This window comes from Methylobacterium sp. OAE515 (assembly GCF_041806315.1).
Taxonomy (GTDB): domain Bacteria; phylum Pseudomonadota; class Alphaproteobacteria; order Rhizobiales; family Beijerinckiaceae; genus Methylobacterium; species Methylobacterium tardum.
In genome coordinates, this window is sequence record NZ_JBGMUV010000001.1 from 3,136,554 (window position 1) to 3,162,323 (window position 25,770).

The following is a 25,770-nucleotide window of genomic DNA, read 5'->3' on the forward strand; positions in this document are numbered from 1 at the left end:
CGCGCCCCGGAGGCACCCTTGACCATCAAGCCCACCTTCCCCGACGCGGCGCCGGTCGCCCTCGACACGGCCGCGCCGGAAACGGCCGCGTTGGCCTTCCTCGACGACGTCCGGGCGGGCCTGTCCCGGCCCCAGAAGGCGTTGTCGCCGAAATACTTCTACGATGCCGCCGGCTCTGACCTGTTCGAGGCGATCACGCGCCTTCCGGAATACTACCCGACCCGCACGGAGATCGGCATCCTCGACCGGAGCGGGCCGGAGATCGCGGCGCTGCTGCCGGCGCACGCCGCCCTGGTGGAGTTCGGCAGCGGCTCGACCGTGAAGCTTCGCCGTCTCTTGGAGCATCTCGATACGCTGGCCGCCTACGTGCCGGTCGACGTGTCCGGCACGTTCCTGAAATCCCAGGCCGAGGCCCTCAAGGCGGACCTGCCGCATCTCCGGGTCGAGCCGGTGGTCGCCGACTTCACCCGCGACTTCGACCTGCCCCAGAGCCTCGACGGTCTGCCGCGGGCGGGCTTCTTCCCCGGCTCGACCATCGGCAACTTCGAGCCCGCCGAGGCCGAGGGCCTGCTGCGCCGGTTCGGGCGGATCCTGGGGGAGGGCGCCCACATGATCGTGGGCGTCGACCTCGTTAAAGACGCCGCGACCCTGGAGCGTGCCTATGACGACGCCGCTGGCGTCACGGCGGCCTTCAACCTCAATCTCCTGACCCGGATCAATCGGGAGCTCGCCGGCCGCTTCGACCTCGACGCCTTCACCCATCGCGCCGTGTTCAACCCGTCGGCCTCACGGATCGAGATGCATCTCGTTGCCCGGAACGCGCAGGACGTGCGCGTCGGGTCCGACACCTTCGCGTTTGCGGAAGGCGAGACGATCCACACGGAGAGCAGCTACAAGTACACGGTCGCGACCTTCCGGGCCCTGGCCGAGCGGGCCGGCTGGACATGGCTCAAGGTCTGGACCGACCCGCAGGGGCTGTTCTCGGTCCACGCGCTCCGGCTGGATTGAGGGTTCGCGGGCGAGCGGAACCGCGGAGGAGGCGCCGGTGCGTTTCAGACCGCCCTGGTTCTACGTGGTGGCGCCCTCCCTCGGCGCCCTGGCCGGCCTGGTCTACGGGTCGATCTTCGAGGTCGGCCCGCTGACCGGCGCGGCGATCCGCGGCGCGATCATCGGCACGCCGATCATGCTCTACGAGCGCCGGCTCCTGGCACCGGCGCTGCGCGAGCGCGTCCGGAGCCTCGCCACGCCGCTGTTCCTGCTCGCCACGGTGGCGATCTACGTCGCGATGATCATCGTCGGCAACGCCGCCGCCAGCACCGTGCTGAACCGCCTGTTCCGGTTCATGTACAGCGAGCGCAACGCGATGCTGATGACCGATACCGGGCTGCTCTACGCGCTCTGCATCTCGGCGCTCGTGGTGTTCGTGTTCCGGGTCCGCGACCTGATCGGGCCGGGCGTGTTCGCCAACCTGCTGATCGGCCGGTACCACCGCCCGATCAGCGAGGAGCGGATCTTCCTGTTCCTCGACGTGACCGGCTCGACGCGCTTCGCGGACCGCTACGGTGACCGCGAGGCCCAAGCCTATCTCGGGCAGGTGTTCAACGCGCTGGCGCTGCCGGTCTCGCAGACGCGCGGCTCTATCGACGATTATATCGGCGACCTCGCGCTGGTGACCTGGACAATGGAGCGGGGCACCCGCGACGCCGCGTGCCTCCGCTGCGTCTTCGATTTCGCCGCGCGCCTCGCCGCCGAGTCCGAGGCGTGGCGGCGCCGGTTCGGGCAAGTCCCGGAGTTCCGCGCGGCCCTCCATTGCGGCCCCGTGGTCACCGCCGAGATCGGTCTGGAGCGGCACAAGATCGCGTATTTCGGCGATGTGGTGAACACCACCGCCCGGCTGGAGGCACTGTCCAAGACGCTCGGCGTCCACGTGCTGGTATCGGCCGATCTCCTGCGCCGGCTCGGTCCGCTGCCGGCGGATCTCGTAGCGGAGGATCTCGGCGCCCACACCCTGCGGGGCCGTGAGGAGCCGATGACCGTCGCTTCTGTCCGACGCCGTGCGCCCGTCACCGCGCCGGTGGCGCCGATCCAGAGCCAGGTGGTCGCGGGCTGAAACGGCCCCACGGGGGTGCCCAGCCCGCCTCCTGGCGGGAGTCGAGATCAGGCGCCCAGTGCCTTCAGCACATCGCGGGCGGCGCGCTCGCCGTCGAGGGTCGCGCCGCCGACCGTCATGGCACCACCGCCGGCCAGGGCCTCACCGGCGAAGAACAGCCGCCCACCCACCGGCTCGCGCAGGTGGTCGCGGGCCGCGGCGTGCCCGGGCGCGACGATCGCGTACGATCCGCAGGCGTGCGGATCCGTCCACCAACCGGCAAGCCGGCCCGCCAGCACGGCACCCTTGGCCTTCTCGCCCAGGACGGCGCCGAGGCGTTCGGTGGCCACCGCCACCGCCGCGGCCTCGCCGACGCGGCACAGGTCGCGGGCGAGATCGCCGCCGAGATTGGCCACCGCCAGGGGCCGCCCGAACGGGCCCATCTCGAAATACAGCGTCGGGCCGCCGGTCGCGATCGAGACCGCATCGCCGAACGCCGACGGATCGATCTTCGCCGGATCGAGACGCAGGCCGATCTTGGTGTAGGCGCCCATCTGTAGCCCATCGAGAGCCGCCTGCGGACCGTCGGGAAGCCTTGGCGTGAGCCGGATCGCAGCGGATTTCAGGACGCCCACGGGCACCGTGACGATCACGGCGGCCGCCGACAGGGTGCCGTGTGCCGTCTCGACCCGGACCTCCCGGCCGGACCAGTCGATCGCCCGCACGGCGCAGCCGAGACTGACCGGCAGGTCCGAGAAATGCCGCGCCACCAAGTCGCCGTAGCCGTCGACCCACAGGTCGGTGCCGGACCAGAGCCGGTCGTAATCGACCGCCGAGACCCGCTCGGGATCCTCACCGAGGGACAGCCGGCTCAGGCCCGCGGCTGCCAGCTCGGCATTCGGGCCACCGGCCCGGGCGGCCTCGGCCAGCGACGGATCGCCCCCCTTCGGCTCCAGCAGCGCGTCGAGGCCGGAAAAGCCGGCGCGCCGGGCCGCCTTCTCCGCGTCGGTCGCGGGGCGCCCGTCGATCGTGAGGGTGCGCGCCCAGCCGTCCTCCCGGGCGAAGCGGGTCTTGGCCGCACGGGCGATCGGCGCCCAGGGATTGTGCTCGGCCCAGTGGATGTACTCGGCCCCGGCGTCGAACGGGCAGTCCGCACCGAGCGCCCGGTCGGTGAAGGCGCGGCCGCCGATCCGGTCCCGCGCCTCGACAAGAGTGAAGCTCTGGCCCGCCGCACGCAACGCGGCCGCGGCTGCAAGACCTGCCGAACCGGCACCGACGATCACCACGGTCCCGCCCCGCGCGGCCGCGCGCAGGGCCGGCGCGGCCAGCAATGCGGAGGCGATGATCGCGCGTCGGGTCGGTGTCGGCTGAGCCGGCCTCATGGCGCCTCTGCTCGGAAACGTCCTGGATCAACCGGACGCGGAAGGACGCGCTAACCGCGCGCGCCCTGCGTGCCCGAGCGCTTCTCCATCATGGCCTTGACCTGCATCAGCTGGTCCCAGACCTGCCCCGGCGACGTCCCGAAGAAGTTGAAGCCCGCGTTGATGCCCCAGTAGAGACCGAAGCAGATCAGCGGCACGAGCATCCAGGCGAGCACCTCCTCGCCCCGCCGACGCCGCTGGCGGCGACGGCGGCGTTCCTCGCGCCGGGTCAGCTTCTTCGGGGGCGCCGGCTGCGAGACGGGGGTGAGGGGGCCCTCGTGCAGGTTGTCAGTCATCGGGCGCCTCCTCGCCGCGGCGCTTGCGCGTCGCGGCGGTCATAGACCGGCGGCTTCTACTCCGGAAGGCCGCCGACCGCCGTGCGGACCATTAGGCGCGCACGAGTGGCACCTTCGGCACGGTCCGGACGCCGCCCGAACCACCGCCGCCCTTGTTGTCCTTCGGAGTCTTCTTCCGGGCCGCGGTGCGGGGCTTTGTGCGCTTGTGGCGCTTGGCGACGTTGGTCACGTCCTTCTCGGGCTTGGGCGTCACCGGACCGGCCGGGAACTCGAAGCCCAGGCTGTCTTTGGCGCCGGCCTTGGCCTCGCCGTCCTCCGGCTTGCGCACGATCACCCGGACAGCGCCGCCGTCCTTCAGCTTGCCGAACAGCACCTCGTCGGCGAGCGGCGTCTTGATGGTCGACTGGATCAGCCGGGCCATCGGGCGCGCGCCCATCGCGTCGTCGTAGCCGTGCTCCACCAGCCAGTCCCGGGCCTCGTCCGAGAGCTCGATCGTGACGTTGCGGTCGGCGAGTTGCGCCTCGAGCTGGAGGACGAACTTGTCGACCACCTTCGCCACGACCTCCTTCGGAAGGTGGCCGAACGAGATGATCGCGTCGAGACGGTTGCGGAATTCCGGCGCGAACAGCCGGTTGATCGCCTCGACGTCGTCCCCGGTCCGCTTGCTCTGGGTGAAGCCGTAGGCCGACTTCGCCAGATCGGAGGCACCCGCGTTCGACGTCATGATGATGATGACGTTGCGGAAATCGACCTGCTTGCCGTTGTGGTCGGTCAGCTTGCCGTGGTCCATGACCTGCAACAGGATGTTGAACAGGTCCGGGTGCGCCTTCTCGATCTCGTCGAGCAGCAGCACGCAATGCGGGTGCTGGTCGATCCCATCAGTGAGCAGGCCGCCCTGGTCGAAGCCGACATAGCCGGGGGGTGCGCCGATCAGGCGGCTGACCGTGTGGCGCTCCATGTACTCCGACATGTCGAAGCGCAGCATCTCGACGCCGAGCGACGCGGCGAGCTGCTTGGCCGCCTCGGTCTTGCCAACGCCGGTCGGGCCCGCGAACAGGTACGAGCCGATCGGCTTGTCCGGGTCGCGCAGGCCGGCGCGCGCCAGCTTGATCGCCGAGGTCAGCGCCTCGATGGCGTTCGGCTGGCCGTAGACCACGCGCTTCAGGTTCTCGGTCAGGTGCTGGAGCACCACCGCGTCGTCCTTGGAGACGGTCTTCGGCGGGATCCGGGCCATCGTGGCGATGGTCGCCTCGATCTCCTTGATGCCGATCGTGCGCTTGCGGCGCGCCTCCGGCACCAGCATCTGCGAGGCGCCGGTCTCGTCGATCACGTCGATCGCCTTATCGGGCAGCTTGCGGTCGTTGATGTAGCGGGCCGACAGCTCGACCGCGGCCTTCACGGCCTCGGTCGTGTACTTGAGCTTGTGGAACTCCTCGAAGTACGGCCGCAGGCCCTTCACGATCTCGATCGTGTCGGGGATCGACGGCTCGTTGACGTCGATCTTCTGGAACCGGCGCACCAGGGCGCGATCCTTCTCGAAGTACTGGCGGTACTCCTTGTAGGTGGTCGAGCCGATGCAGCGCAGCGTGCCCGAGGCCAGGGCGGGCTTGAGCAGGTTCGACGCGTCCATCGCCCCGCCCGAGGTCGCACCGGCGCCGATCACCGTGTGGATCTCGTCGATGAACATGATGGCGTTCGGGTGCGCCTCGATTTCCTTCATCACCTGCTTGAGGCGCTCCTCGAAGTCGCCCCGATAGCGGGTGCCGGCGAGCAGCGTGCCCATGTCGAGGGAGAAGACGGTCGCGTCGGCCAGGACCTCCGGCACCTCGTGCTGGATGATCTTGCGCGCCAGGCCTTCCGCGATCGCGGTCTTGCCGACGCCTGGGTCGCCGACCAGCAGCGGATTGTTCTTTTGCCGGCGGCAGAGCACCTGGATGGTGCGCTGGACCTCGGTCTCGCGGCCGATCAGCGGGTCGATCTTGCCGTCGCGCGCCTTCTTGTTGAGGTTGACGCAGTAGGCGTCCAGCGCGTCGCCCTTCTTCTTCGCGCCGCCGCGGGGATCACCCTCGTCGCTCGGCCGCTCCGCCGCGCCCTCGTCCTCGGCACCGCGCACCGGCTTCGACTCGGAGGCGCCGGGACGCTTGGCGATGCCGTGGCTGATGTAGTTGACCGCGTCGTAGCGGGTCATGTCCTGCTCCTGCAGGAAGTAGGCGGCGTGGCTCTCGCGCTCGGCGAAGATCGCCACCAGGACGTTCGCGCCCGTCACCTCTTCGCGGCCGGAGGACTGGACGTGGATCACCGCGCGCTGGATCACGCGCTGGAACCCGGCCGTGGGCTTGGCATCCTGCCGCCCGTCGCCGGTGAGGTTGGACAGCTCGGTATCGACGTAGTCGACGAGGCTGCGCTTGAGCGTGTCGATCTCGACATTGCAGGCGCGCATCACCGCGGCGGCATCCTGGTCGTCCACGAGGGCGAGCAGGAGGTGCTCCAGCGTCGCGTATTCGTGCCGGCGCTCTCCCGCGAGCGCCAGGGCGCGGTGGAGAGCTTGTTCTAGGCTGCGTGAGAAGCTTGGCAAAGCTGGCCTCTGTGTGGGTGCCTACCGCGAGCGGCGCCTATTTCTTTTCCATAACGCACTGGAGAGGATGTTGGTGTTTGCGCGCGAAGTCCATGACCTGCGTCACCTTGGTCTCCGCCACCTCGTAGGTGAAGACCCCGCACTCGCCGACCCCGTTCTGATGCACGTGCATCATGATCTGGTAGGCGTCCTCGTGGCTCTTGTTGAAGAACCGCTCGACCACCAGCACCACGAACTCCATGGGCGTGTAGTCGTCGTTCAAAAGGAGCACCCGGTAGAGGCTCGGCCGTTTGGTCCGCGGCTTCGTGCGGGTGATGATCGCGGTGTTGGAGCGGTCGTCACCGCCTGGCGCGCGCGACCCGGACGCCGTGATCGCGATGCGCGCCGGCCAGTGACCCTTCGTGGAACTCGCGGTGCCCTGCATGGGGACCTGTCTCATGTGCGTCGAACCGATCCCTCAACTGGAGCGGGCGTCGCCAGCCCGAAAAGCCGCGTTTGTCTCGGCCTCGCCGGGAGCGGCGCTCGGCTCCGCTTCCGTTAATCTACAGACGGTGAGCCGACTTCGCCAGACGCCTGTGCGCACTTGTCCGCCCGTCCGGGAAGGTTTGCCGCGCATGCCTGGCGCGCTGGCGCCGCGCAGGCCCGAACGCTTGCGACAAACCGCGCTCGCGAGCGCGGCCGAGCTTGGCTTGCATGGCCGATCTCCGGACCGCAACCGGCCCAGCCAGGCCGGCCCCAGCGGCCCGATACAGATTTGTGCGCCGCGTCAGCCAGCGTCAAGCCACGGCCGGTAAGGACAATAAGCGACCGTTGGATCGACACGATCCGGCATTCGAGCCGATCGCATTAACGGGCCTGTAACTGCACTTGCCTAACTCTCCGATGATGCATCGGGGCCACGCGACCAGCGCGGGCCACCAGGGGACATGACCGGCGCGCGCCGGTTTCGCGAGGCAATCAGGCGTGATGCGTAGCGTAGTAGGCCGCTCCCGGACGATCCCCGTGCTGCCGGCCGCCCTCGCGGCCGCGGCGGTCCTGACAGCCCTGGCCTCGCCGGCCGAGGCCCGGCGCGGGCGCCACCATCACCATGCGCGCACCGGCGGCGGCTACAATCCGCCCTACGCCGCGATGGTCGTCGACGTGAAGAGCGGCAAGACCCTGCACGCGATCAACGAGGATGCCCTGCGCCATCCCGCGTCGATCACCAAGGTGATGACGCTCTACATGCTGTTCGAGCAGATGGAGCGCGGCAAGTTCGCCCTCGACTCCGAGCTGAGCATCTCGGCCCATGCCGCCGCACAGGCACCCTCGAAGCTCGGCCTGCGTCCCGGCCAGACCATCTCGGTCGAGGACGCGATCAAGGCGATCGTGACCAAGTCGGCCAACGACGTGGCCTGCGCCATCGGCGAGAACATCGCCGGCTCCGAGGAGCGCTTCGCGCAGATGATGACCGCCAAGGCGCACGCGCTCGGCATGAGCCGGACGCGTTACGCCAATGCCTCGGGCCTGCCGGACCCGGATCAGCTCACAACCGCCCGCGACCTGACCTTGCTGGCCCGGGCGATCCAGGACCGCTTCCCCCACTACTATCGCTACTTCCAGACGCGCTCCTTCGCGTTCCGCGGCCGGGTGATCGGCAACCACAACCACCTGCTGGGCAACGTCCAGGGCGTGGACGGAATCAAGACCGGCTACACGCGTGATTCCGGCTTCAATCTGATGACCGCCGCGAAGTCCGACGGCCACCAGATCGTGGCGATCGTGCTCGGCGGAAAGTCCGGCGCCAGCCGCGACCGAATCATGGCCGACCTCGTCCGCTCCAGCCTGCCGCGGGCCTATGCCGGTGCGCGCACCGCGCCGCCGGTCACCGAGGTTGCCGAGCGCGCCCGCCCGGCGGTCGTCGCCGACGCGGTCTCGCGGACCCGCACGCAGGTCGCCTCGGCCGACGACGAGGATGTCGAGACCACGGGCACGACCGGCGAGCCCCTCGATCTCGCCCCGTCCAAGACTACCACGCCCGGCGGCACCTGGAAGCCCGGCCCGCAGGGCGTCCCGAAGGCCGCGCAGGCCTATGCCGGCGCCAGCAGCGCGCAGCCGCCGTTCCCGGGCGCGACCAAGTCGGCCGCCCGGGTGGCGTCGGTCGAGCGCGACGAGCCGCCGAAGGCCGTCTCCGGCGCCCGCGTCGTGCCCTCCGCCTGGGTGATCCAGCTCGGCGCCATGGACGACGAGACGAAGGCCCGGTCGATGCTCTCGGAGGCGCGCGCCAAGGTCGGCGGCAGCCTCGCCAAGGCGGCCCCCTACACGGTCAAGGTCGAGCACGGCGGCACGACGCTGTTCCGCGCCCGCTTCTCGGGCTTCGCCGAGCAGGATTCCGCCCAGGAAGCCTGCTCGGCCCTGAAGCGCAGCGGCTTCAGCTGCTTCGCGACCCGGAGCTGACGGCGCTGCAAGCCGCGCCGATAGGGTCATGCCGCGGCTGAGTTCGCCCGCGGCTGCATACGGTAACTCTCTGACAACGCGCGTGGAGTTTAGCGATGTCGGTTCAGAAGCCTGTCCCGGGCCGCGTTGACGCGCGCCGCCCGTTCGGCGCTGCCGCCCTGGTCGGGGTGGGCGCGCTTCATGAGAGACCGGTGGGCCGACCGGATCTCCTCAGCGGTCGCCCCGCGCTGAAGCCCCAGGACCTGGTACGCCTCCTCCTGCGTCATCGCCCCTGGGTTCGGCGGACGGCCCGGCCGCGGGTCTCGATCGCGCTCAGCGTCTACACGCCATCCGGGCGCCCGGCGGTCGAGATACGGCTCTAGCAGGGCGGCGCCCGCAGCGTCGCGCTGGCGGCAGAGCCGCAGCAGATCGACCACCGCACCGGTGGGCATACCCTCGAGCCACGCGCCGATATCCGGCCCGGACAGGACCCGCGCGGTGCGCAGGCTGCCGTCCGGGTGCAGCAGTGCGTCGATCAGAACCGTGCGGACGCGCCGGTCCTGAGGGGCGCGGGGGTCACGGCCGGAAGCCGGCCGGACCAGGCGGCGGAGCCGTTCGGTCATCGAGGCTTGCCCCTCGATCAGCCAGACGCCGCCGAGACCGAGAAGCGCCGCGAGGACGAGGTTTCCCCGGAGCAGCAGGAAGCCCGCCGCCAGGAGCGCGAAGGCGCCGAAGGTCGGCAGCCGCGCGCGGCCGAGGGCGGCACCGAACCCCTGGCCGAAGGCGCGCTTCAGCCGCCGACCGAGACCGTCGCTCCTCTTCGAGAGCCACCACAGCGTCAGGCAGGCGAGCAGACCGGCAAGCAGCGTCATCGCTCAGCGCCGCGCGCCGTACGTGGCCGAAGCCCGGCCGCCGATCTGCACGGTGGTCCCATTGCCGAAATCGTAGACGCCGTCACGCCGCGACTTCGGCTTGGCGGCGATGGCGTCACAGCCGGGCTGCGGCGGCAGCCGGACGCCTTCGGGCAGGTTCTCCGGGCACAGGCGTGACCGCACCGGCGGCTCGCCAGCCTGCGCGGCCGCGGCCGTCAGCCCGACGAGAAGAGCGAGGAGAGAGGATTTCATCGACGGTTCTCCGCCACATCCGCCGTCGTGACACGCACCTGCCGGATGCGGCCGTCGCGCTCGACCTTCAGCGTCACGGGAGCACCGAGACCGGCCCCCTCGATGGCCGCCGTCAGATCGGCCAAGCGATGGACCGGGCGGCCGTTGGCCTCCACGATCACGTCGCCGATGTCGCCGGCCTGTGGATCGACGCCGCGCAGGCCTGCCTGGGCCGCCGGCGACCCGGGCAGGACCCGCACGATCACCACACCGTCGATGCCGAGCCGCGCGGTGGCGGCCTCCTGGGCGGCGATGATGCCGATGCCCGGATTGCGCACGCGTCCCGCCTTGATCAGCTCCGGCACGATCCGGTTGACCACGTCGACCGGAATGGCGAACCCGATCCCGGCGCTCGCCCCCGACGGCGAGACGATGGCGGTGTTGACGCCGATCAGCCGGCCGGCGGAGTCGAGAAGCGGGCCGCCGGAATTGCCGGGATTGATTGCCGCATCCGTCTGGATGACGCCGGACACTTCACGCCCCTCGCTGGTCGGCATCCGGCGGCGGACGGCGCTGATCACGCCGGTCGTCAGCGTGTGGTCGAGGCCGAACGGATTGCCGATCGCGAAGGTCGATTGTCCGACCTTGAGATCCGCCGAGGTGCCGATCGCCAGGGGCGGCGGCATGTTCGTGACGCGCCCGAGCTGCAGGACCGCCAGGTCGTAGGACGGCGCCATCCCGACGAGCGTCGCGGGCACCACCGCGCCGTCGCTGAGGCGGACCGAGACGGAGCCGCCGCTCTGCGCGGCGTTCTGCACCACGTGCGTGTTGGTCACGATATGGCCAGCGCCGTCCCAGACGAAGCCGGTGCCGGTCTGCGTGTTGCCCTGCTCGCCACCGTCCTCATCGAGGTCGAGCAGGTCGCGGTTCTGGGCCGCACCCTGGGCGAAGACGTGGACCACCGACGGACTCGCCTGCTCGAACAGGGCCACCGTCGCCTTCTCCGACTGCGCGAGATCGCCGCGCGCGGTCACAGCCCGGGGCGTGTTGGCCGCGTAGAGCAGCGGCTGCAGGTAGGGCTGGGCGACATAGAGCGCCATCAGGACCAGGACCGCGGCGAGAAGGATGCGCACGGTACGATCCGGCACGGGTGTCTCCAGGGAAGGCCCGGGGCGGGCGCGGGTCTTAAGTGCGCGTTCAGCTTCAGGGCGTCAACACAGACAGGCGCCGCTGCCGACAGGCCTCAGACGTGTTCTGGCGCACGTCGGCGAGCGGCGCAAACTGGCTAACGGAATGGTCATCTTTCGAGGACCACAATTCTCGCAAGTCCACGGCAGCTCGGATGTGTTCAAGACGGCGATGGAACACCGGACCCAGCCTTCCCTCGTGCATTTGCACCGGTTGCTGGCTTCGAAATCCGCCCGAATTGATCGCAAAACTGCCGCAGAGATGCTTGCTTTGACGCTCAGACCATCGATCCCCGCCGCGTCTCGGCTCGGGCCGACGGCGGTGATCTGAACGGTCCAAAACGGTTCGGAAGGACGCGTACACATGGAAACCGAAGCTCTGGAACGGCCCGCGGATCTGACGATCTGGCGCACGGCCCCGGCGAGCGCCCCGCTCGCGCAGCCCGAGCGCTTTGACACGCTGCGCGAGGCGATCGCCGCCGCCGCCGGCGCCCTGACCGACCCGGCCAAGCAGCCCTGGATCATCACCGAAGAGGGCGAGATCCTCTCGCCGAACTGGATCCGCACCTACCTGAACTGACGACCCCAGCGGTCGAACAACGGGGATACCGGGGACGGCAGCGCAAGCTCCGCCCCGGGTCCCCGGGGCTCACTCCGCCGCGTCCGAGTGGCGGAACCCCTCGATCCCGACCTGGTCGGGATTGATCGCGTGCAGCGCCCGCCGGGCAGCCTCGAGCGGATGCTCGGCTTCGATCCGGACCGAGGTGAGATCCGGGCTCTTGTAGACCGTCACGATGGTGTCCATCACCTCGGTGAGCGTCGTGCGCTTGTCCTCGGGCGCCGCGATCAGAAGCTGCAGCCCCCACGCCCGGTAGAGATCCACCAGCGCCTGGCTGTTGCGCACGTCCAGCTTCGAGAACGCCTCGTCGAGGAGGCACAGCCCCAAGCCCGGATTCTCGTCGCCCGGCCGGTCGCCGGGATAGTAGGCGCTCGCCAGGGAGGCCGCGATCGCCACGTAGAACGGCGCCTGCGCCTCGCCGCCCGAGCCGCGGAGCGCCCGGGCCGACATGGTGGTGCGGTTGCCCGCCCGGTCACGCATGCCGATCTCGTAGACGAAGTAGTTGCGGTAATCGGCGAGCCGCGCCGCATCCTCCGCGCCGGCGATCAGGGCGGTGATCTCCTCCAGCGCCGCCGCCATCGGACCCTCGGCCTCGCCGGCGAACAGCGCCTGGGCGGCCTCGGGCGAGCGAGCCGTCTCGATGGCGAGCGCGTGGACGGCGGCGTAGCGGCGGTCCACCGCCGCCTCGAACGCGTAGGTCTGCCCGGTGAAGCTGCGGGCCGAGAGACGCTCGTTCAGGGCCGCGAGCTTGGCGTGGACGCGCTCGAACCGGTCGGCCAGACGCGTCAGCAGGTCCTCCGTCATGAGGCGGCGCATCTCGGTCTCGGCCCGCTCGGCCTGGGCGCGATAGCGGCGCAGCTCGTGACCTTCCACGGCCTCGTACTCCCGCCTGACCCAGGCGAACCCATCGATCGCGGGCGCATCTCCGGCATTGAGCGGGTTCTCGACCCGCCAGGCGGCGCAGGCCTCCGCCAGCTCCCGCTCGGCGATCCGGCCATGCGACCGGGCGGCGTCGGCCGCCTCCCGGGCCAGCGTGCGCTCGGTGGTCGCCCGCGAACCGGCGGCCTTGGCGTCGAGCCCCGCGAGGGCACGGCGTGCCTCGGCGATGATGCCGACATCGAACACCTCGGAGCGCGCGAGCCGCACCCGGGCGGCATCGCCGCCCGTGAGCTGGCGCAGGGCCGCGCGCCGCGCCGCCAGGGCTGCGCGGGCGGCCTCACGCACCGGGCCGAGCCGGGCGCGGAGTGCCGCCTCGTCGGCGAGCAGGCGGTCGAGCTTCGGCTCCAGCTCCTCCGACAACTCGCGCAGGTAGCCGGCGCGCTCCGCACTCAGTGCGGTGATCTCGGCGGTGAGCCCGGCCGTGTCGCGCTTCTCGATCCCCTCGCGCTCGGTCTGGAGGGTTCGCCGCCGCCCATCCAGGCCGTCCATCTCGGTCCGCAGGGTTTCGATGTCGTCGAGACCCCGGGCGATGCGGGCGCGGATCGCGGCGGCCGTGCGGGCCGCCTCGCGCAGCACCGCCGCCTCGCCGCGCAGCCGACGCGCCTCCGCGACCGCCACCTCGTGGGCACGGCGGCTATCGGCGGTCGGCCCGCGCTGGCCGCGCGTCATCAGGAGGTCGACGCTGCGCGTCACCGAATAGGCCATGCCGGCGGTGGTGCGACCGCTCGGCGCCACCGCGCGGGCGAGATGGGCGAGCTCGGCATCGTCCCGAGCGAGGTCGTAGCCGCCCAGCCGCACCCCCAGGAACGCCTCAGCGTGCGGGTCGCTGGCCTCGATGACGGTGAGCGGCCCGTCATCGTAGCGGCGCGCCCGCTGCTTGGCGGTGTCGGTGGTCTTGACCAGGATGCAGCGATGGAACCGATCACGGCCGGATTGCAGGACGCCGAGCGCCTCGTTCAGCCGGTCCGGCGCCACGACCAGCGCCTCGCGGGCACGCCCGAGCAAGGCTTCGAGGGCCGGCCCCCAGGTCGGATCGACGATCTCGGCCAGCTCGCAGATCGGCACCGCCGTGATGCCGCGCCGCTCGAGCTCGCCGCGGAACGCCACCGTGTCGGAGGACAGCCGCGCCGTCGGCCCGGCACCGGTGCGCGGCGCGGTGCGTTCCGCCTCGCTCTCCTGGGCGCGCGCCTTGAGGGCCGCGTCCTCGGCGGCCCGCTCCAGCGCCTCGTCGAAATCGGGCAACCGCGCCAGCCCGTCGATCAGCTCGGCCAGCGGACCGTCGGGGCGCAGGATCTCCTCCGGGGATGATTCCTTGCGCAGGCCGGCCCGGGCACAGGCCTCGGCGAGCCGCGCCGCCTGCGGGCTGGACGGCCGCAGGATCGGGGCGACCGCCTGGAGCTTGCCCATCTGGCCGACGAGGCTGACCAAGTCGGCAACCCGGCCCGCGAGTTCCTTGCGGTCCCGCTCCAGCATGGAGAGGCCGAGGGTCGAGGCGGCAAGCCGCCCCTCCGCGGCACTCGCGGCGGCGAGCGCCTTCTTCTCGGCGATCTCGCCGTCGATCTCCCGCACGAAGGCGCGGCTCGCGGCGACACGCTCCCGGGCAATCCGCAGGGTATCGGCGCCCTCGCGCAGACGCGTACGGACGGCGATCAGGTCGAGGCTGCGGCGGCGCAGCTCGGCGCTCGCCGCGCGCAAGTCGTGCGTGGCCGCGGCGAGCACCGACTCGCTCCAGGTTTCGTAACGGTCCCGCAGGCGCCGCAGGCGGCCGAGGCGTGTCTCCAGTTCGGCGATCGTCTCCAGGAGGCGCCGCCAGTTGGCGATGGAGAGGCGGACGCGCTCGACGTCCAGCGGTTCCGGGTCGAGCACGAAGGCGCGCACGAAGGCGCTGGTGTCGAAGATCGGCTTGAACGCCACCGCGTTGGCGAAGCTGCGCAGGAAATGGCGGGGCTCGGGCGCCATCGCGCCCTCCCGCAGGGTCGCGAGGATGTCCGCCGTGAAGCGCTCGCCGGAGGTGCGGTATTCCGTGAAGCTCGAAGCCCGGGCGCGCAGGTCCGCGGCGATCTCGCTCCACGGCGCCGTGTAGCTGCCGCCCGGCGCGGTGCGGGCGTAATCGGCGATCTCGAACCGGTGCCCGACCGCGATGAAGCGCGAGAGCACGGTCTCCTTCGGCTCGACGGCGCGCGCCGCCAGCGCCAGCCCGACCGTGACCACGCGCCCCGACTCGGGGTTCTCGAACACGAGGGCGAGCACGGTCTCGCAGGATTCCCGCGTCGGGCGACCGCCCTCCGCCGGGTCGCTGATCCAGCCCAGGCAATAGTCCCGCACCGTGCGGGCGCTGCGGCCGGAGGCCGAGGCGTTGAGGGCGAGGCGGCTCGCATTGTTGCCGGCCAGAACCGTGCCGACGGCATCGAAGATCGTCGACTTGCCGGCCCCCGTCGGCCCGACGAGCGCGGCGGCGCCTCGCAGCCGAATCTGCTCGCGGCGGATCAGGTACCAGTTCGAGATGGCGATGTCGGTGAGGACGTACACGAGACGGGGCGTCGGACCGTTGTCAGGAATTCGGCCGGCCCAGTTGGCCGGGTTCGGCCGCGTATGCAAGCCGACCGGGTCGCCGCCCGGATGCGGGACACGACCACGAGTTATGACAATTTTAGCACAACTTGCTCATGCCGCTGGGATCTCGCCCGATGACCCGGTTCCGATCGATGCGCCTGAGCCTGAAAACGAAGTTGAGCGGCCTGTTCATCTTGCTGCTCCTGGCAGCGATGATCCAGGGCGGCGTCACCCTGTACAAGATGCAGGCGGTCGATCAGCGACTGACGGAGCTTCTCGACAACGCCGTCCCGTCGATCAACGAGGCCCAGGCCATCAACGCCTTCGTGCTTCGGACCCGACTGTGGCAGTTCCGATACGTCACGGCAGATACGCAGGCCGAGCGGGACACGAGCCTGAAGAATGCGGACGAGATGACCCGCAGCCGCCAAGCGAAGGTTGAGGCGTACCGCGCCTTGGTGGCCTCGAAAGAGGAGCAGGCCATCTACGAGGATCTGCTGACCAAGCTCGCGGCCCAGGAAAAGGACTGGGACCGGTTGCGGGCTTTCCCGGCCGATGCGCACGAGCAGGCGCTCGCCTATTTCCGCGGTCCGATGAATGCCAACTATCTGGCGGCCTCGACCGCCACCCGGGCTCTCGCCGACCTCAATATCAAGACCGGCGCGGCCGCCGGGCAGGTCGCCCGCCAGAGCCAGACGGAAGCCGTCCAGGCCACCGTGACCATCTTGGTCGTCACCGTGCTGATCGCCCTCGGCGCGATGCTCTACGCCTTCGTCGGCGTGTCGCGCCCGCTGGCGGCCATGACGCAGGCCATGCGGCGCCTCGCGGACGGCGACACGGAGGCCGCGGTGCCCTTCGCCCAGCGGCGGGACGAGATCGGCGACATGTCGGCGACCGTGGACGTGTTCAAGCAGAACCTGCTGCATGCCCGTGCCCTGGAGGCTGAGACCGCGCTCGCCCGCGCCGGTGCCGAGGCGCAGCGCCGGCAGGCAGCGCAGGAGTTGGCCGATCGGTTCGAGGCGAGTGTCGGCGGCATCGTCGGCTCCGTCACCGCCGCGGCGACGCAGCTTCAGGCCACCGCCCAAAGCCTGACCGCGACCGCGACGCAGACCGCCGGCCAGTCGACCAGCGCGGCCGCGGCCGCCGAGGAGGCCTCGACCAACGTAACGACGGTGGCCGCCGCGGCCGAGGAACTCGGCTCCTCGGTCAACGAGATCGGGCGCCAGGTCGGCTCCTCGGCAGACCTCGCGCAGGCCGCCGTCCAGGAGGCCGGCGCGACCGCCCAGTTGGTCCAGGAGCTGAGTGCGGCGGCGCGGCGGGTCGGGGAGGTCGTCGACCTTATCTCCGCCATCGCGAGCCAGACCAACCTGCTGGCGCTCAACGCCACCATCGAGGCGGCGCGCGCCGGCGCGGCGGGCAAGGGCTTTGCGGTCGTCGCCTCCGAGGTGAAGGCGCTCGCCGACCAGACCGCCAAGGCCACCGCCGAGATCTCCGCGCAGATCGGGCAGATCCAGGGCTCGACCGGACAGGCCGTCCAGGCAATCGGGGGGATCGCCGGGCGCATCCGCGAGATCAGCGGCATGGCGAACTCGATCGCGGCCGCCGTGGAGGAGCAGGGCGCGGCCACCCAGGAGATCGTCCGCAATGTCGCCGAGGCCGCGACCGGGACGGACGCCGTCACCGCCAACGTGAGCGGCGTCGCCGGGGCCGCCGAGGAGACGGGGGCGGCAGCCGCCCAGGTCCTGGCCTCGGCCTCCGAGATGGCCCGCCAGGCCGCCCATCTCGGCAGCGAGGTCGAGCGCTTCCTGGCGACCGTCCGGGCGGCCTGAGCGGAAACCGGGGGCGGGGGCTTACGGGTGAGGAGCCCGGCCGCCCCCGTCATCAACGGGCGCCGGCCTCAGGCCTCGCCGGCCTCCGACCAGGCCCGCAGGCGCTCCAGCCACGCATCCGAGGCCAGCACGGCGAGACCCGGCAGGAGCGAGAGCGGGGTGACCCGCTCGACCCGGTCGCGCTCGCCGAGCCGCAGCCCGCCGCGCTTGGCATACATGCGCAGGATGTCGGCGAGCCGGCCTTCCTCCGGCGGCTCGTTGCGCGCCACGGTCCGGATCTTCTCGACGATCTCGTCGGTGGTGCACTCGACGATCCCGTCGGTGCCGGCACGGTGGTCGCGCAGGCCCTCCTCGTACAGGAGTCGGAGCGCCAGCAGCACCAGCGTCTCGTCCTTGCGCAGGCGCTCCGAGACGATGTCGTGGCGCGGCGCGTCTGCCGACGGGCTCAGCGAAACCATCTGGTCGCGGTGCGAGACCGTGAGTGCGTATCCAAGACAGGCGAAATAGTCGGTGAAGAACGGCGCGTAGTGCCGGGCAAGCTCGTAGGAGCGGCCGATCCCCTGCGTGTCCGCGTAGATCACCTGGCCCTTCAGCAGCACCTGAAGGGCGCGGCTGAGCTCCTCGGCATCGGGCGCCCGGGCCCCGGGCGGCGGCGGCTCGTCGCCGTCGATGATGGCGCGGAAGCCCTCAAGCACGGGGACGTCGCTCCAACAGGAAATCCGGGCAGTCGAGCCAGCCGTTGACCACCCGTTCCGGCAGACGCGTGACGGCGTAGCGCTCGCCGAGCCGCGCGTCGAACAGCACGTCGATCTCGCGCAGGCGCTGGAACACGACGAAGTCGTCGACGCCCGCGATGACGATCTGCGACCCGCGCAGCCGCACGGCCTTGCCGAGCCGCGCCTCCACGAAGGCGGTCATGCTCTCGGGCGTCACGGTGGTGCGGCGCCGGAACTCCGCCTTGGCGGCCGCGAAGGCGTCCACCACGGGATCGTCCTCCAGGTCGGGCAGGGGCTCCATGTCGATCGCGCTCTTGCGCGCCCGCGGCGCCTGAAGATGCGCGTGGCCGATGGGTGGCCGCAGCTGGGAGACGTCGGCCGGCACGTCGGGCGCGATCTCCGAACCGCCGATGGCCCGTAGCATCGCGGCGGCGCGCTCGACCCCGCTCGGATCCGGGCGGTCCATGACGTGCAGGGCGGCGCCGATCCGACGCTCCAGACGGGCCACGACGGCGTCGACGGCATCGAGATGGTTGTCGAGCCCCTCGAACACCGAGAGGATCTGGGCCAAGTCGGCCCGGACCGCCCGCTGGGCGGTGTCGAAATCGGGGCTGCGGCCTTCGCGGATCAGGCCCTCGGCCAGCGCCCGCAGGGTGAGCGCGTCGCGTAGCGCCCGGCCCGCCTCGCGCACCACGCTGGCGCGGAACCGGAACGGGTTGAAGCGCGTGTGCAGCGTCCGGTAATCGCTGATCAGGTGGCGCTCGACGAAATCCTCGAAGAACAGCCGGAAGGTCTTGGCCCGGTCCGGCTCGCGCAGGATCCGCTCCTCGACCTTGCGCATGCCGGCGGCGAGCCCGCGCACATGCGACAGGAAGGCGGCGGCGGCCCGGGCGGCGTTGGACAGGGCCTCCGAGCGGTTCGCCGGGTCCGACAGGGCGCTCTCCAGCCCGCCCAGCACCTCCAAAACGGCGCCACCGTAGGAGCGGGTCTCGCCCCGTTCGAGGCGGGACAGTTCTTCGAGGAGGAGACGCGCCTCGGGGTCAAACTCAACCACCGGCACGTAGCGCTCGCGGCGCTCGATCAGCCAGCCGGTGTCGAGGAGGCGCCGGTAAAGCGCGGTCCGGCGCTCCGCGGGATCGGCCGAGATCGGCTCGTCGCCGCTGACCTCCGGATCGCTCCAGCCCGCGGTGAAGTCGCCGATCTCGGCGAGCAACTCGGCCTTGCGCACCGGCTCGGCCCCGAGGACGCGCCGATGCAGGTGCAGGAGCAGGGCCGCATTGAAGCCGCGGCTCGGAGCCGCGAGCGGCTTAAACAGCTCGTCGGGCAGCTGCGCGAACAGCATTTCGTCGGAACTCTCGCCGTCCGCGCAGCCGTGACGTTATTTCGCGCCGAGGAGCTCGACGTCGAAGATCAAGGTGGCGTTCGGCGGGATCACGCCGCCGGCGCCCCGGGCGCCGTAGCCGAGCTGCGGCGGGATGATCAGGGTGCGCTTGCCGCCGGTCTTCATGGTGGCGACGCCCTCGTCCCAGCCCTTGATCACCTGGCCGGCGCCGAGCGGGAACGAGAAGGGCTGGTTGCGGTCGCGGGAGGAGTCGAACTTCTTGCCCTTCTTGCCGCCCTCGTCGAGCCAGCCGGTGTACTGGACGGTGACCTGCTGACCGGCCTTGGGCTCAGGCCCGGTCCCGACGACCTCGTCCTGGTACTTCAGGCCGGAGGGCAGGGTGACGGTCTCGGCATTGGCGGCTGTGCTCATGGCGATCAACGCGGCTCCGGCGATGAGGGACAGGCGAGGCATGGTTTCTCCCTGGAGCCGGCGCCGTACGCGCCGGCCGTCCGAGCGCTTCTATCGGCTCACGTCCGACGAGGCCAGGGCGGGTCATGACGGGCCGCGCGCGGTGACGGTCAGCCGCCCAGCATTCCGGCCAGATGCTGGACCAGCCGGCGGGCGACCTCGTCCTTGCCGAGGCGCGGCCAGGATTCCACCGCGCCGTCCGGGCGAATCAGGTGGATGGCGTTGTCGACGCCGCCCATGACGCCGCCTTCAGCCGAGACGTCGTTGGCCACGATCAGATCGCAGCCCTTGCGGGCGATCTTAGCGCGGGCGTGATCCAGCACCGCGTCGGTCTCCGCGGCGAACCCGACCACGAGGGGCGGGCGCCCCGACGGCATCCGCGCGATCGTCGCGAGGATGTCGGGGTTCTCGGCGAGGGGAAGCGGGGCAGGTCCGCTGCCGTCCTTCTTGATCTTCTTGGTCCCGGCCTCGTGCTCCGGCCGCCAATCGGCCACCGCCGCGGCGAAGACGGCGATGTCGGCCGGGAGCGCCGCCTCGACGGCGGCCAGCATCTCCCGGGCGGTCTCGACCCGCACCACGGTCACGCGCGGCGGATCGGGGATCGTCACCGGCCCGGAGACCAGGGTGACGATGGCGCCGGCCCGCGCGGCCGCTTCCGCGATGGCATGCCCCTGCCGGCCCGACGAGCGGTTGGCGAGGTAGCGCACCGGGTCGATCGGCTCGTGGGTGGGGCCGGAGGTCACCAGCACCCGTCGTCCGGCGAGGGGTCGCGCCGCGCCATCCGCGCCCAGCATCGTCTCCAGCGCATCGGCGATCTCGTTGGGCTCGGCCATGCGTCCGGGGCCAGACTCGGCCTCCGCCATGCGGCCGGCATTCGGGCCGACCACGCGCACGCCATCGTCCTCCAGAATCGCAAGGTTGCGTCGCGTGGCCGGGTGCGCCCACATCTGCACGTTCATGGCCGGCGCGATCAGGATCGGCAGGGTGGTGGCCAGGAGCACGGTGGTCGCCAGATCGGCGGCGTGGCCGCCGGCGAGGCGGGCCATCAGGTTGGCGGTGGCGGGCGCAACGACGACCGCATCGGCCTGCCGGGCGAGCTTGATATGGCCGATCTCGGCCTCGGCGGCCCGGTCGAACAGGTCGGTATGGGCCCGCTCGCCGGCGAGTGCCGCCGCCGCCAGGGGCGTGACAAATTCCTGGGCTCCCGCGGTGAGAACCGGGCAGACGCTGGCGCCCCGCTCGCGCAGGCGCCGGATCAGATCAAGGGCCTTGTAGGCCGCGATACCTCCGCCGATGACGAGGAGGACGCGGCGGTTGGCGAGGGTCTCGGTCATGCCGGACCCTCTGCGCGGCTGCGCGCGCGCGTCAAGCCGGACTCAGGCCGCGGCTGGGACGGCGGGCGCCTTGAGGCCTCCGAACCGGCGCTCGCGGCGGGCGAACTCGGCCACGGAAGCGGCGAGGTCGTCGGGACCGAAATCGGGCCACATCCGCTCGGTGAAGTGCAGCTCGGCGTAGGCTGCCTCCCACAGCATGAAATCCGAGAGCCGCTGCTCGCCGCCAGTCCGGATCAGCAGGTCGACGTCGACCGGCGACCCGTGCATCGCGCCCGCCACCAGCGCGCCGAAGCTCTCCCGCGTCAGGCCCTCCTGGTTCTGCAGGCCCTGCGCGGCCGCGATGATCGCGTCACGGGCGGAGTAGTCGACGCAGATCCGCAGGTGCAGGCGGCTGCCCGACGCCGTGGCGGCCTCCGCCGCCGCGATCGCCTCGGGTATGCCGTCCGGGAGCCGGTCGCGCCTGCCGACGACGCTGAGGCGCGTCCCGGTGCGCGCCAGGCGCTGCGTCTCGTTGCGCAGGTAGGAGCGCAGGAGCCGCATCAGGCCTCCGACCTCCTCGACCGGGCGCTGCCAATTGTCCGCCGAGAAGGCGTAGAGCGTCAGCGTGCCGATCCCAAAATCCGGACAGGCCTCGGCAGTGCGCCGGATCGCCTCCACGCCGCGGTGATGGCCAGCCAACCGCGGGAGCCCGCGCTGCGTCGCCCAGCGCCCGTTGCCGTCCATGATGATCGCGGCGTGCAGGGCCCTCGCCACCGCTTCGCTTTGCATCGTAAAGTCTCCCGGCATGGGCGTTTCGCTGAGGTTTATCGGATTATCGTTAACAATCCGGACGGGATCGTGCGGTCTCACACTGCTTTCGTGGCCGGATCGAGGCTGCGCAGCCCGGATTCGGGCCCTCGGTCGGCGGCCTCTGCGGCATCCCTGACGACCTGTTCGAGGACGCCGAGATAACCGATGAAGCGCTGACGTCCGGTCGCCGTCAGACGGCATACCGTCTGCGGCCGGTTATGGGCCGAGCCCTTCTCCAGACTGACGAGATCGGCCTCGCTCAGCACGGCGAGATGCCGGCTCAGGTTGCCGTCCGTGAGCCCGCACAAACGCTTGAGATCCGGAAAGGGCAGGCCCTTCGGATGCGCAACCAGGGATGTGAGCACGCTCAGGCGCGCCCGCTCGTGGATCGTCCTGTCGAGCCCTTCGTATGAGAAGCGCCCGTCGGTTCGGTCAGAGATCGTCATCGAAGGCTCGGGCGCCGTGATGGAGAATACAGGCCAGCCAGACCTGACCGACCAAGAAGGGCAGGCCCATGGTCCAGGGGGAAAGGGCTCGCGTCTCGGCCGAGACCGCCAGCACGGCGAGCCCGGCAAGCAGGTACCAGGCGCCGACGCCCTGCACGGCCCGCGGCAGGATGCGCGCCGACGCGAACAGGCCGAGCCCGACCAGGATCTGCCAAAGGCCCGGCAGCATCCAGACCTCGCCGGGCGCGAATCGGGCGATCACCAGGGCGAGACAGGCGCCGGCGCCGGCAGCCGGCAGGAAGACCTCGATGGCGTTCCACACCATCGCGTCGGCTAGTCCGGAATGCAGGCGGCGGCTGCGCCGGATCGCCTCGATGCCGATCAGCGCGAAGGCCACGAGGGCAACCGCGATCCACACGCCGAAGAACATCCCGGTCCGCGCGGCCGGGTCGCCGAGCCAGAGGGCCTGACCCGTGGCGCAGGCCAGGGCAAGGCCGCCGGTGGCCGCAACCGTCGCAGCCCCGAGTCCGCGGAACGTCGTGTCCCGGGCGATCTGCGAGCGGATCGCCACGATATCGGCCAGCGCCTTGTCCAGGTCCTGCATGTGCCTCATGCCCCGGGCTGCATCATGCTTTGTAACGCAAAGTAACGGCCCGGCAAGGGCACCGCAAGCCGGTTCGTGCAGGTCATGGGGCGATATTTCTCAGCATGAGCCGACACGGCGCCTGCCCGTCGTTGCGGACGCGCCTCGTCGGCAGCGCCCGTTCAACCGTTCGCTGATGGATTGCCGCTGGGGTCCTGGATGTCGCGCGCCGGCTGAATCGACCGCGGCATCGACGAAAGCGGCAACAACTCCGCGCCGAAAAGGGTTTCTCGCGGCGGGCGCCGAGCCCATATTGATACCATGCCCGCTCCGAAGAAATCGCGCGCCGCTTCCGTCACGGCCTCGTCCGCCAAGGCGTCGAAGCCCGAATTGAAGCCCCTCGATACCTATCTGGCCGAGCTGCTGAACCCGGCACTCAACCGCAATCGGTTGGCTCCGATCGAGCCTTCCCCTGAGCCGCCCGCGCGGCCGGGCAAGGTGAAAGGGCGCACCGGCAAGGGTGACGGCAAGGCGGCCACGCGCCGGGCCGAGATCGCCCGCGACGGCTTCGCGGAGGCGCCGCAGGCCGGTTACGCACTCGGCAACGCGGCAGATGTCGATCCGCGGCTGGCCCAGGCCCTCGGCCTGACCCCGCCGGAGGATGGTCCGGCGCCGGAAGGCGCGGACTTGCCGGATCCCGGCGCCGATGGCGGCGCCTCGGCCACCGTCACGGCCCTGGAGCGGCTGCTCACCGAGGGCAATCCGCTGTTCAAGGACGGCCAGACCTGGGTGCCGCACCGCCCGGAGCGACCGCAGAAATCCGAGGGCGGCGTCCGGTTCACGCTGAAATCTGAATTCACACCGGCCGGCGACCAGCCGAAGGCCATCGCCGAACTGGTCAGCGGCGTGCAGGCCCGTGAGCGCGACCAGGTCCTGCTCGGCGTCACCGGCTCGGGCAAGACCTTCACGATGGCCAAGATCATCGAGGAGACGCAGCGCCCGGCGCTGATCCTGGCGCCCAACAAGACGCTGGCCGCGCAGCTCTACGGGGAGTTCAAGGCGTTCTTCCCCGATAACGCGGTCGAGTATTTCGTCTCCTACTACGACTACTATCAGCCCGAGGCCTACGTTCCTCGCTCGGATACCTTCATCGAGAAGGAATCCTCGATCAACGAGCAGATCGACCGGATGCGCCACGCCGCGACCCGCGCCCTGCTGGAGCGTGACGACGTGATCATCGTCGCTTCGGTCTCGTGCATCTACGGTATTGGCTCGGTCGAGACCTACACGGCGATGTCGTTCACGATCTCGCTCGGCGAGCGGATCGAGCAGCGCCAGCTGATCGCCGACCTCGTGGCGCTCCAGTACAAGCGCATCCAGTCCGACTTCGCCCGCGGCACCTTCCGGGTCCGCGGCGATTCGATCGAGCTGTGGCCCGCCCACTTGGAAGACCGCGGCTGGCGCATCGGCCTGTTCGGCGACGAGGTCGAGAGCATCGTCGAGTTCGACCCGCTGACCGGCAAGACGATCTCCGAGCTGAAGTTCGTGAAGGTTTACGCCAACTCCCACTATGTGACGCCGCGCCCGACGCTGCAGCAGGCGATCAAAGGCATCAAACACGAGCTGAATGGCCGGATCGAGGAACTCACTAAGATGGGCCGCCTCATCGAGGCGCAGCGCATCGACCAGCGCTGTACCTTCGATATCGAGATGATCGAGGCCACCGGCGCCTGCAACGGCATCGAGAACTACTCCCGCTACCTCACCGGCCGGAAGCCCGGCGAGCCGCCGCCGACCCTGTTCGAGTATCTGCCAGACAACGCCCTGGTCTTCACCGACGAGAGCCACGTCACCGTGCCGCAGATCGGCGGCATGTACCGGGGCGACTTTCGCCGCAAGGCGACGCTGGCCGAATACGGCTTCCGGCTGCCCTCCTGCCTGGACAACCGCCCGCTCCGCTTTGAGGAGTGGGACGCGATGCGGCCGATGACGGTCCACGTCTCGGCGACGCCCGGCAAATGGGAGATGGAGCAGACCGGCGGCGTGTTCGCCGAGCAGGTAATCCGCCCGACCGGCCTCGTCGACCCGGTGATCGAGATCCGCCCGGCGCGCAGTCAGGTCGACGACCTGCTGGGCGAGGTCCGGGAAGTCGCGCAGGCCGGCTACCGGACGCTCGTGACCACGCTCACCAAGCGCATGGCCGAGGACCTCACCGAGTACCTCCACGAGAACAGCGTCCGGGTGCGCTACATGCACTCCGACATCGACACGCTGGAGCGGATCGAGATCATCCGCGACCTGCGGCTCGGCGCCTTCGACGTGCTGATCGGCATCAACCTGCTGCGCGAAGGCCTCGACATCCCGGAATGCGCCCTGGTGGCGATCCTCGACGCCGACAAGGAGGGCTTCCTCCGGTCGGAGACCTCGCTGATCCAGACCATCGGCCGCGCGGCCCGCAACGCCGACGCGCGCTGTATCCTGTACGCGGACAACATCACCGGCTCGATGGAGCGGGCGATGGCCGAGACCGAGCGCCGCCGCGCCAAGCAGCTCGCCTACAACGAAGAGCACGGGATCACGCCGCAGAGCGTGAAGCGCGGCATCGCCGACATCCTGAGCAGCGTGTTCGAGCGCGACCACGTCCAGGTCGATACCGGGCTGGCCAAGGACGCGATCACGGTCGGCCACAACCTCAAGGCCGTGATGGCCGACCTCGAGAAGCGCATGCGCGCGGCGGCCGCCGACCTCGACTTCGAGGAGGCGGCGCGACTGCGCGACGAGCTCAAGCGACTTCAGGCGACCGAGCTGCTGGTCTCCGACGACCCGATGGCGCGGCAGAGCGACGTGGAGCGGGAGGCCGGCAAGTTCGGCCGGAAGGCGCCGCGTGGGGGCGGGGGCAGCCGCATCGCCAAGCCGGACCTCGACAATATGGGTCCGGGGACGGACCGGGAGCTGCCCGTGGGCGGCACGGCGCCGGTCTGGCAGGAGCGGCCGAAGCCGCGCTCGACGCAGGGGCTCGGCGGGCAGAAGCCCAAATACAAGGGCGGTGGCGGGCGGCGACGGGGCTGACCGCCCGTCTCGGCC

At 70.6% G+C, this 25,770-nt stretch carries 21 protein-coding genes; 6 read left to right on the forward strand and 15 right to left on the reverse strand.

Translation table 11 applies throughout. The annotated features are described in order from the left end of the window. The first annotated feature begins 18 nt into the window (after positions 1-18). Positions 19-1,008: an L-histidine N(alpha)-methyltransferase gene (egtD, locus tag ABIE45_RS15450; RefSeq protein ID WP_192708692.1), complete on the forward strand. Its 990-nt coding sequence runs from the start codon at positions 19-21 to the stop codon at positions 1,006-1,008. Between the two features lie 37 nt (positions 1,009-1,045). Beyond that, positions 1,046-2,110: an adenylate/guanylate cyclase domain-containing protein gene (locus tag ABIE45_RS15455; RefSeq protein ID WP_192708693.1), complete on the forward strand. Its 1,065-nt coding sequence runs from the start codon at positions 1,046-1,048 to the stop codon at positions 2,108-2,110. A 47-nt stretch (positions 2,111-2,157) separates the two neighbouring features. On the opposite strand, the gene ABIE45_RS15460 is transcribed toward ABIE45_RS15455, so the two are convergent. From ABIE45_RS15460 to clpS, 4 genes are all read right to left on the reverse strand, one after another. Then, a complete protein-coding gene (locus tag ABIE45_RS15460; RefSeq protein ID WP_192708694.1) occupies positions 2,158-3,471 on the reverse strand; it encodes an NAD(P)/FAD-dependent oxidoreductase in 1,314 nt (437 codons plus the stop codon). A gap of 50 nt (positions 3,472-3,521) precedes the next feature. Beyond that, the gene (locus tag ABIE45_RS15465) at positions 3,522-3,806 is read right to left on the reverse strand and encodes a hypothetical protein (RefSeq protein WP_192708695.1); all 285 of its coding nucleotides are present in this window, start codon (positions 3,804-3,806) and stop codon (positions 3,522-3,524) included. Positions 3,807-3,897: 91 nt separating this feature from the next. After that, positions 3,898-6,381, reverse strand: a complete 2,484-nt coding sequence (clpA, locus tag ABIE45_RS15470) for an ATP-dependent Clp protease ATP-binding subunit ClpA (RefSeq protein WP_192708696.1) — start codon at positions 6,379-6,381, stop codon at positions 3,898-3,900. Between the two features lie 37 nt (positions 6,382-6,418). Beyond that, positions 6,419-6,805: an ATP-dependent Clp protease adapter ClpS gene (gene clpS, locus ABIE45_RS15475; RefSeq protein WP_192708797.1), complete on the reverse strand. Its 387-nt coding sequence runs from the start codon at positions 6,803-6,805 to the stop codon at positions 6,419-6,421. 542 nt (positions 6,806-7,347) lie between these two features. On the opposite strand from clpS, the gene ABIE45_RS15480 reads away from it, so the two are divergent. Next, entirely contained in the window at positions 7,348-8,817 is a 1,470-nt protein-coding gene (locus ABIE45_RS15480; RefSeq protein ID WP_192708697.1) for a D-alanyl-D-alanine carboxypeptidase, read from the forward strand. 89 nt (positions 8,818-8,906) lie between these two features. Here ABIE45_RS15480 and ABIE45_RS15485 read toward each other — a convergent pair whose 3' ends face one another. The 3 genes from ABIE45_RS15485 to ABIE45_RS15495 are packed head-to-tail and all read right to left on the reverse strand — an operon-like array spanning position 8,907 to position 11,047. Then, entirely contained in the window at positions 8,907-9,668 is a 762-nt protein-coding gene (locus ABIE45_RS15485; protein ID WP_192708698.1) for a DnaJ domain-containing protein, read from the reverse strand. 3 nt (positions 9,669-9,671) lie between these two features. Beyond that, a complete protein-coding gene (locus ABIE45_RS15490; RefSeq protein WP_192708699.1) occupies positions 9,672-9,920 on the reverse strand; it encodes a hypothetical protein in 249 nt (82 codons plus the stop codon). Next, the gene (locus tag ABIE45_RS15495; protein ID WP_192708700.1) at positions 9,917-11,047 is read right to left on the reverse strand and encodes a trypsin-like peptidase domain-containing protein; all 1,131 of its coding nucleotides are present in this window, start codon (positions 11,045-11,047) and stop codon (positions 9,917-9,919) included. Before ABIE45_RS15495 ends, ABIE45_RS15490 begins: the two co-directional genes overlap by 4 nt. Positions 11,048-11,450: 403 nt before the next feature. Here ABIE45_RS15495 and ABIE45_RS15500 point away from each other — a divergent pair, with 403 nt between their 5' ends. Next, the gene (locus tag ABIE45_RS15500; protein WP_192708701.1) at positions 11,451-11,666 is read left to right on the forward strand and encodes a hypothetical protein; all 216 of its coding nucleotides are present in this window, start codon (positions 11,451-11,453) and stop codon (positions 11,664-11,666) included. A 69-nt stretch (positions 11,667-11,735) separates the two neighbouring features. On the opposite strand, the gene ABIE45_RS15505 is transcribed toward ABIE45_RS15500, so the two are convergent. Then, entirely contained in the window at positions 11,736-15,173 is a 3,438-nt protein-coding gene (locus ABIE45_RS15505) for an SbcC/MukB-like Walker B domain-containing protein (protein ID WP_192708702.1), read from the reverse strand. A 176-nt stretch (positions 15,174-15,349) separates the two neighbouring features. Between ABIE45_RS15505 and ABIE45_RS15510 the strand changes: the two genes are divergently transcribed. Then, positions 15,350-17,026: a methyl-accepting chemotaxis protein gene (locus ABIE45_RS15510; RefSeq protein WP_192708798.1), complete on the forward strand. Its 1,677-nt coding sequence runs from the start codon at positions 15,350-15,352 to the stop codon at positions 17,024-17,026. Positions 17,027-17,094: 68 nt separating this feature from the next. Here ABIE45_RS15510 and ABIE45_RS15515 read toward each other — a convergent pair whose 3' ends face one another. The 7 genes from ABIE45_RS15515 to ABIE45_RS15545 form a co-directional block, all read right to left on the reverse strand. Then, entirely contained in the window at positions 17,095-17,721 is a 627-nt protein-coding gene (locus ABIE45_RS15515; RefSeq protein WP_192708703.1) for a DUF4194 domain-containing protein, read from the reverse strand. Continuing rightward, positions 17,714-19,084 carry a Wadjet anti-phage system protein JetA family protein gene (locus ABIE45_RS15520; protein WP_192708704.1) on the reverse strand — a complete coding sequence of 457 codons (1,371 nt, stop codon included), beginning with the start codon at positions 19,082-19,084 and terminating at the stop codon, positions 17,714-17,716. Before ABIE45_RS15520 ends, ABIE45_RS15515 begins: the two co-directional genes overlap by 8 nt. 36 nt (positions 19,085-19,120) lie before the next feature. Next, the gene (locus tag ABIE45_RS15525; RefSeq protein WP_192708705.1) at positions 19,121-19,537 is read right to left on the reverse strand and encodes an FKBP-type peptidyl-prolyl cis-trans isomerase; all 417 of its coding nucleotides are present in this window, start codon (positions 19,535-19,537) and stop codon (positions 19,121-19,123) included. 107 nt (positions 19,538-19,644) lie between these two features. Next, complete coding sequence (coaBC, locus tag ABIE45_RS15530; protein ID WP_192708706.1) at positions 19,645-20,868, reverse strand: bifunctional phosphopantothenoylcysteine decarboxylase/phosphopantothenate--cysteine ligase CoaBC; 1,224 nt, start codon at positions 20,866-20,868, stop codon at positions 19,645-19,647. Positions 20,869-20,910: 42 nt separating this feature from the next. Continuing rightward, on the reverse strand, positions 20,911-21,636 hold the full coding sequence (locus tag ABIE45_RS15535; RefSeq protein WP_192708707.1) for a di-trans,poly-cis-decaprenylcistransferase: 726 nt from the start codon (positions 21,634-21,636) through the stop codon (positions 20,911-20,913). Positions 21,637-21,713: 77 nt separating this feature from the next. Next, positions 21,714-22,103, reverse strand: coding sequence for a transcriptional regulator (locus ABIE45_RS15540; RefSeq protein WP_192708708.1), 390 nt, complete (start codon positions 22,101-22,103; stop codon positions 21,714-21,716). Next, positions 22,090-22,707, reverse strand: a complete 618-nt coding sequence (locus tag ABIE45_RS15545) for a hypothetical protein (RefSeq protein WP_192708709.1) — start codon at positions 22,705-22,707, stop codon at positions 22,090-22,092. The genes ABIE45_RS15540 and ABIE45_RS15545 overlap by 14 nt, the downstream gene beginning before the upstream one ends. A 300-nt stretch (positions 22,708-23,007) precedes the next feature. On the opposite strand from ABIE45_RS15545, the gene uvrB reads away from it, so the two are divergent. Then, positions 23,008-25,755, forward strand: coding sequence for an excinuclease ABC subunit UvrB (gene uvrB / locus ABIE45_RS15550; RefSeq protein WP_192708710.1), 2,748 nt, complete (start codon positions 23,008-23,010; stop codon positions 25,753-25,755). The last annotated feature ends 15 nt before the right edge of the window (positions 25,756-25,770 follow it).

Coding starts and splice junctions, on each gene's coding strand:
- ABIE45_RS15500 (WP_192708701.1), top strand. CDS start 11,451: ATGGAAACCGAAGCTCTGGAACGGCCCGCGGATCTGACGATCTGGCGC.
- ABIE45_RS15525 (WP_192708705.1), bottom strand. CDS start 19,537: ATGCCTCGCCTGTCCCTCATCGCCGGAGCCGCGTTGATCGCCATGAGC.
- ABIE45_RS15485 (WP_192708698.1), bottom strand. CDS start 9,668: ATGACGCTGCTTGCCGGTCTGCTCGCCTGCCTGACGCTGTGGTGGCTC.
- ABIE45_RS15520 (WP_192708704.1), bottom strand. CDS start 19,084: ATGCTGTTCGCGCAGCTGCCCGACGAGCTGTTTAAGCCGCTCGCGGCT.
- ABIE45_RS15540 (WP_192708708.1), bottom strand. CDS start 22,103: ATGACGATCTCTGACCGAACCGACGGGCGCTTCTCATACGAAGGGCTC.
- clpS (WP_192708797.1), bottom strand. CDS start 6,805: ATGCAGGGCACCGCGAGTTCCACGAAGGGTCACTGGCCGGCGCGCATC.
- ABIE45_RS15480 (WP_192708697.1), top strand. CDS start 7,348: ATGCGTAGCGTAGTAGGCCGCTCCCGGACGATCCCCGTGCTGCCGGCC.
- ABIE45_RS15535 (WP_192708707.1), bottom strand. CDS start 21,636: ATGCAAAGCGAAGCGGTGGCGAGGGCCCTGCACGCCGCGATCATCATG.
- ABIE45_RS15490 (WP_192708699.1), bottom strand. CDS start 9,920: ATGAAATCCTCTCTCCTCGCTCTTCTCGTCGGGCTGACGGCCGCGGCC.
- ABIE45_RS15545 (WP_192708709.1), bottom strand. CDS start 22,707: ATGCAGGACCTGGACAAGGCGCTGGCCGATATCGTGGCGATCCGCTCG.
- uvrB (WP_192708710.1), top strand. CDS start 23,008: ATGCCCGCTCCGAAGAAATCGCGCGCCGCTTCCGTCACGGCCTCGTCC.
- coaBC (WP_192708706.1), bottom strand. CDS start 20,868: ATGACCGAGACCCTCGCCAACCGCCGCGTCCTCCTCGTCATCGGCGGA.
- ABIE45_RS15510 (WP_192708798.1), top strand. CDS start 15,350: ATGCGCCTGAGCCTGAAAACGAAGTTGAGCGGCCTGTTCATCTTGCTG.
- ABIE45_RS15465 (WP_192708695.1), bottom strand. CDS start 3,806: ATGACTGACAACCTGCACGAGGGCCCCCTCACCCCCGTCTCGCAGCCG.
- ABIE45_RS15460 (WP_192708694.1), bottom strand. CDS start 3,471: ATGAGGCCGGCTCAGCCGACACCGACCCGACGCGCGATCATCGCCTCC.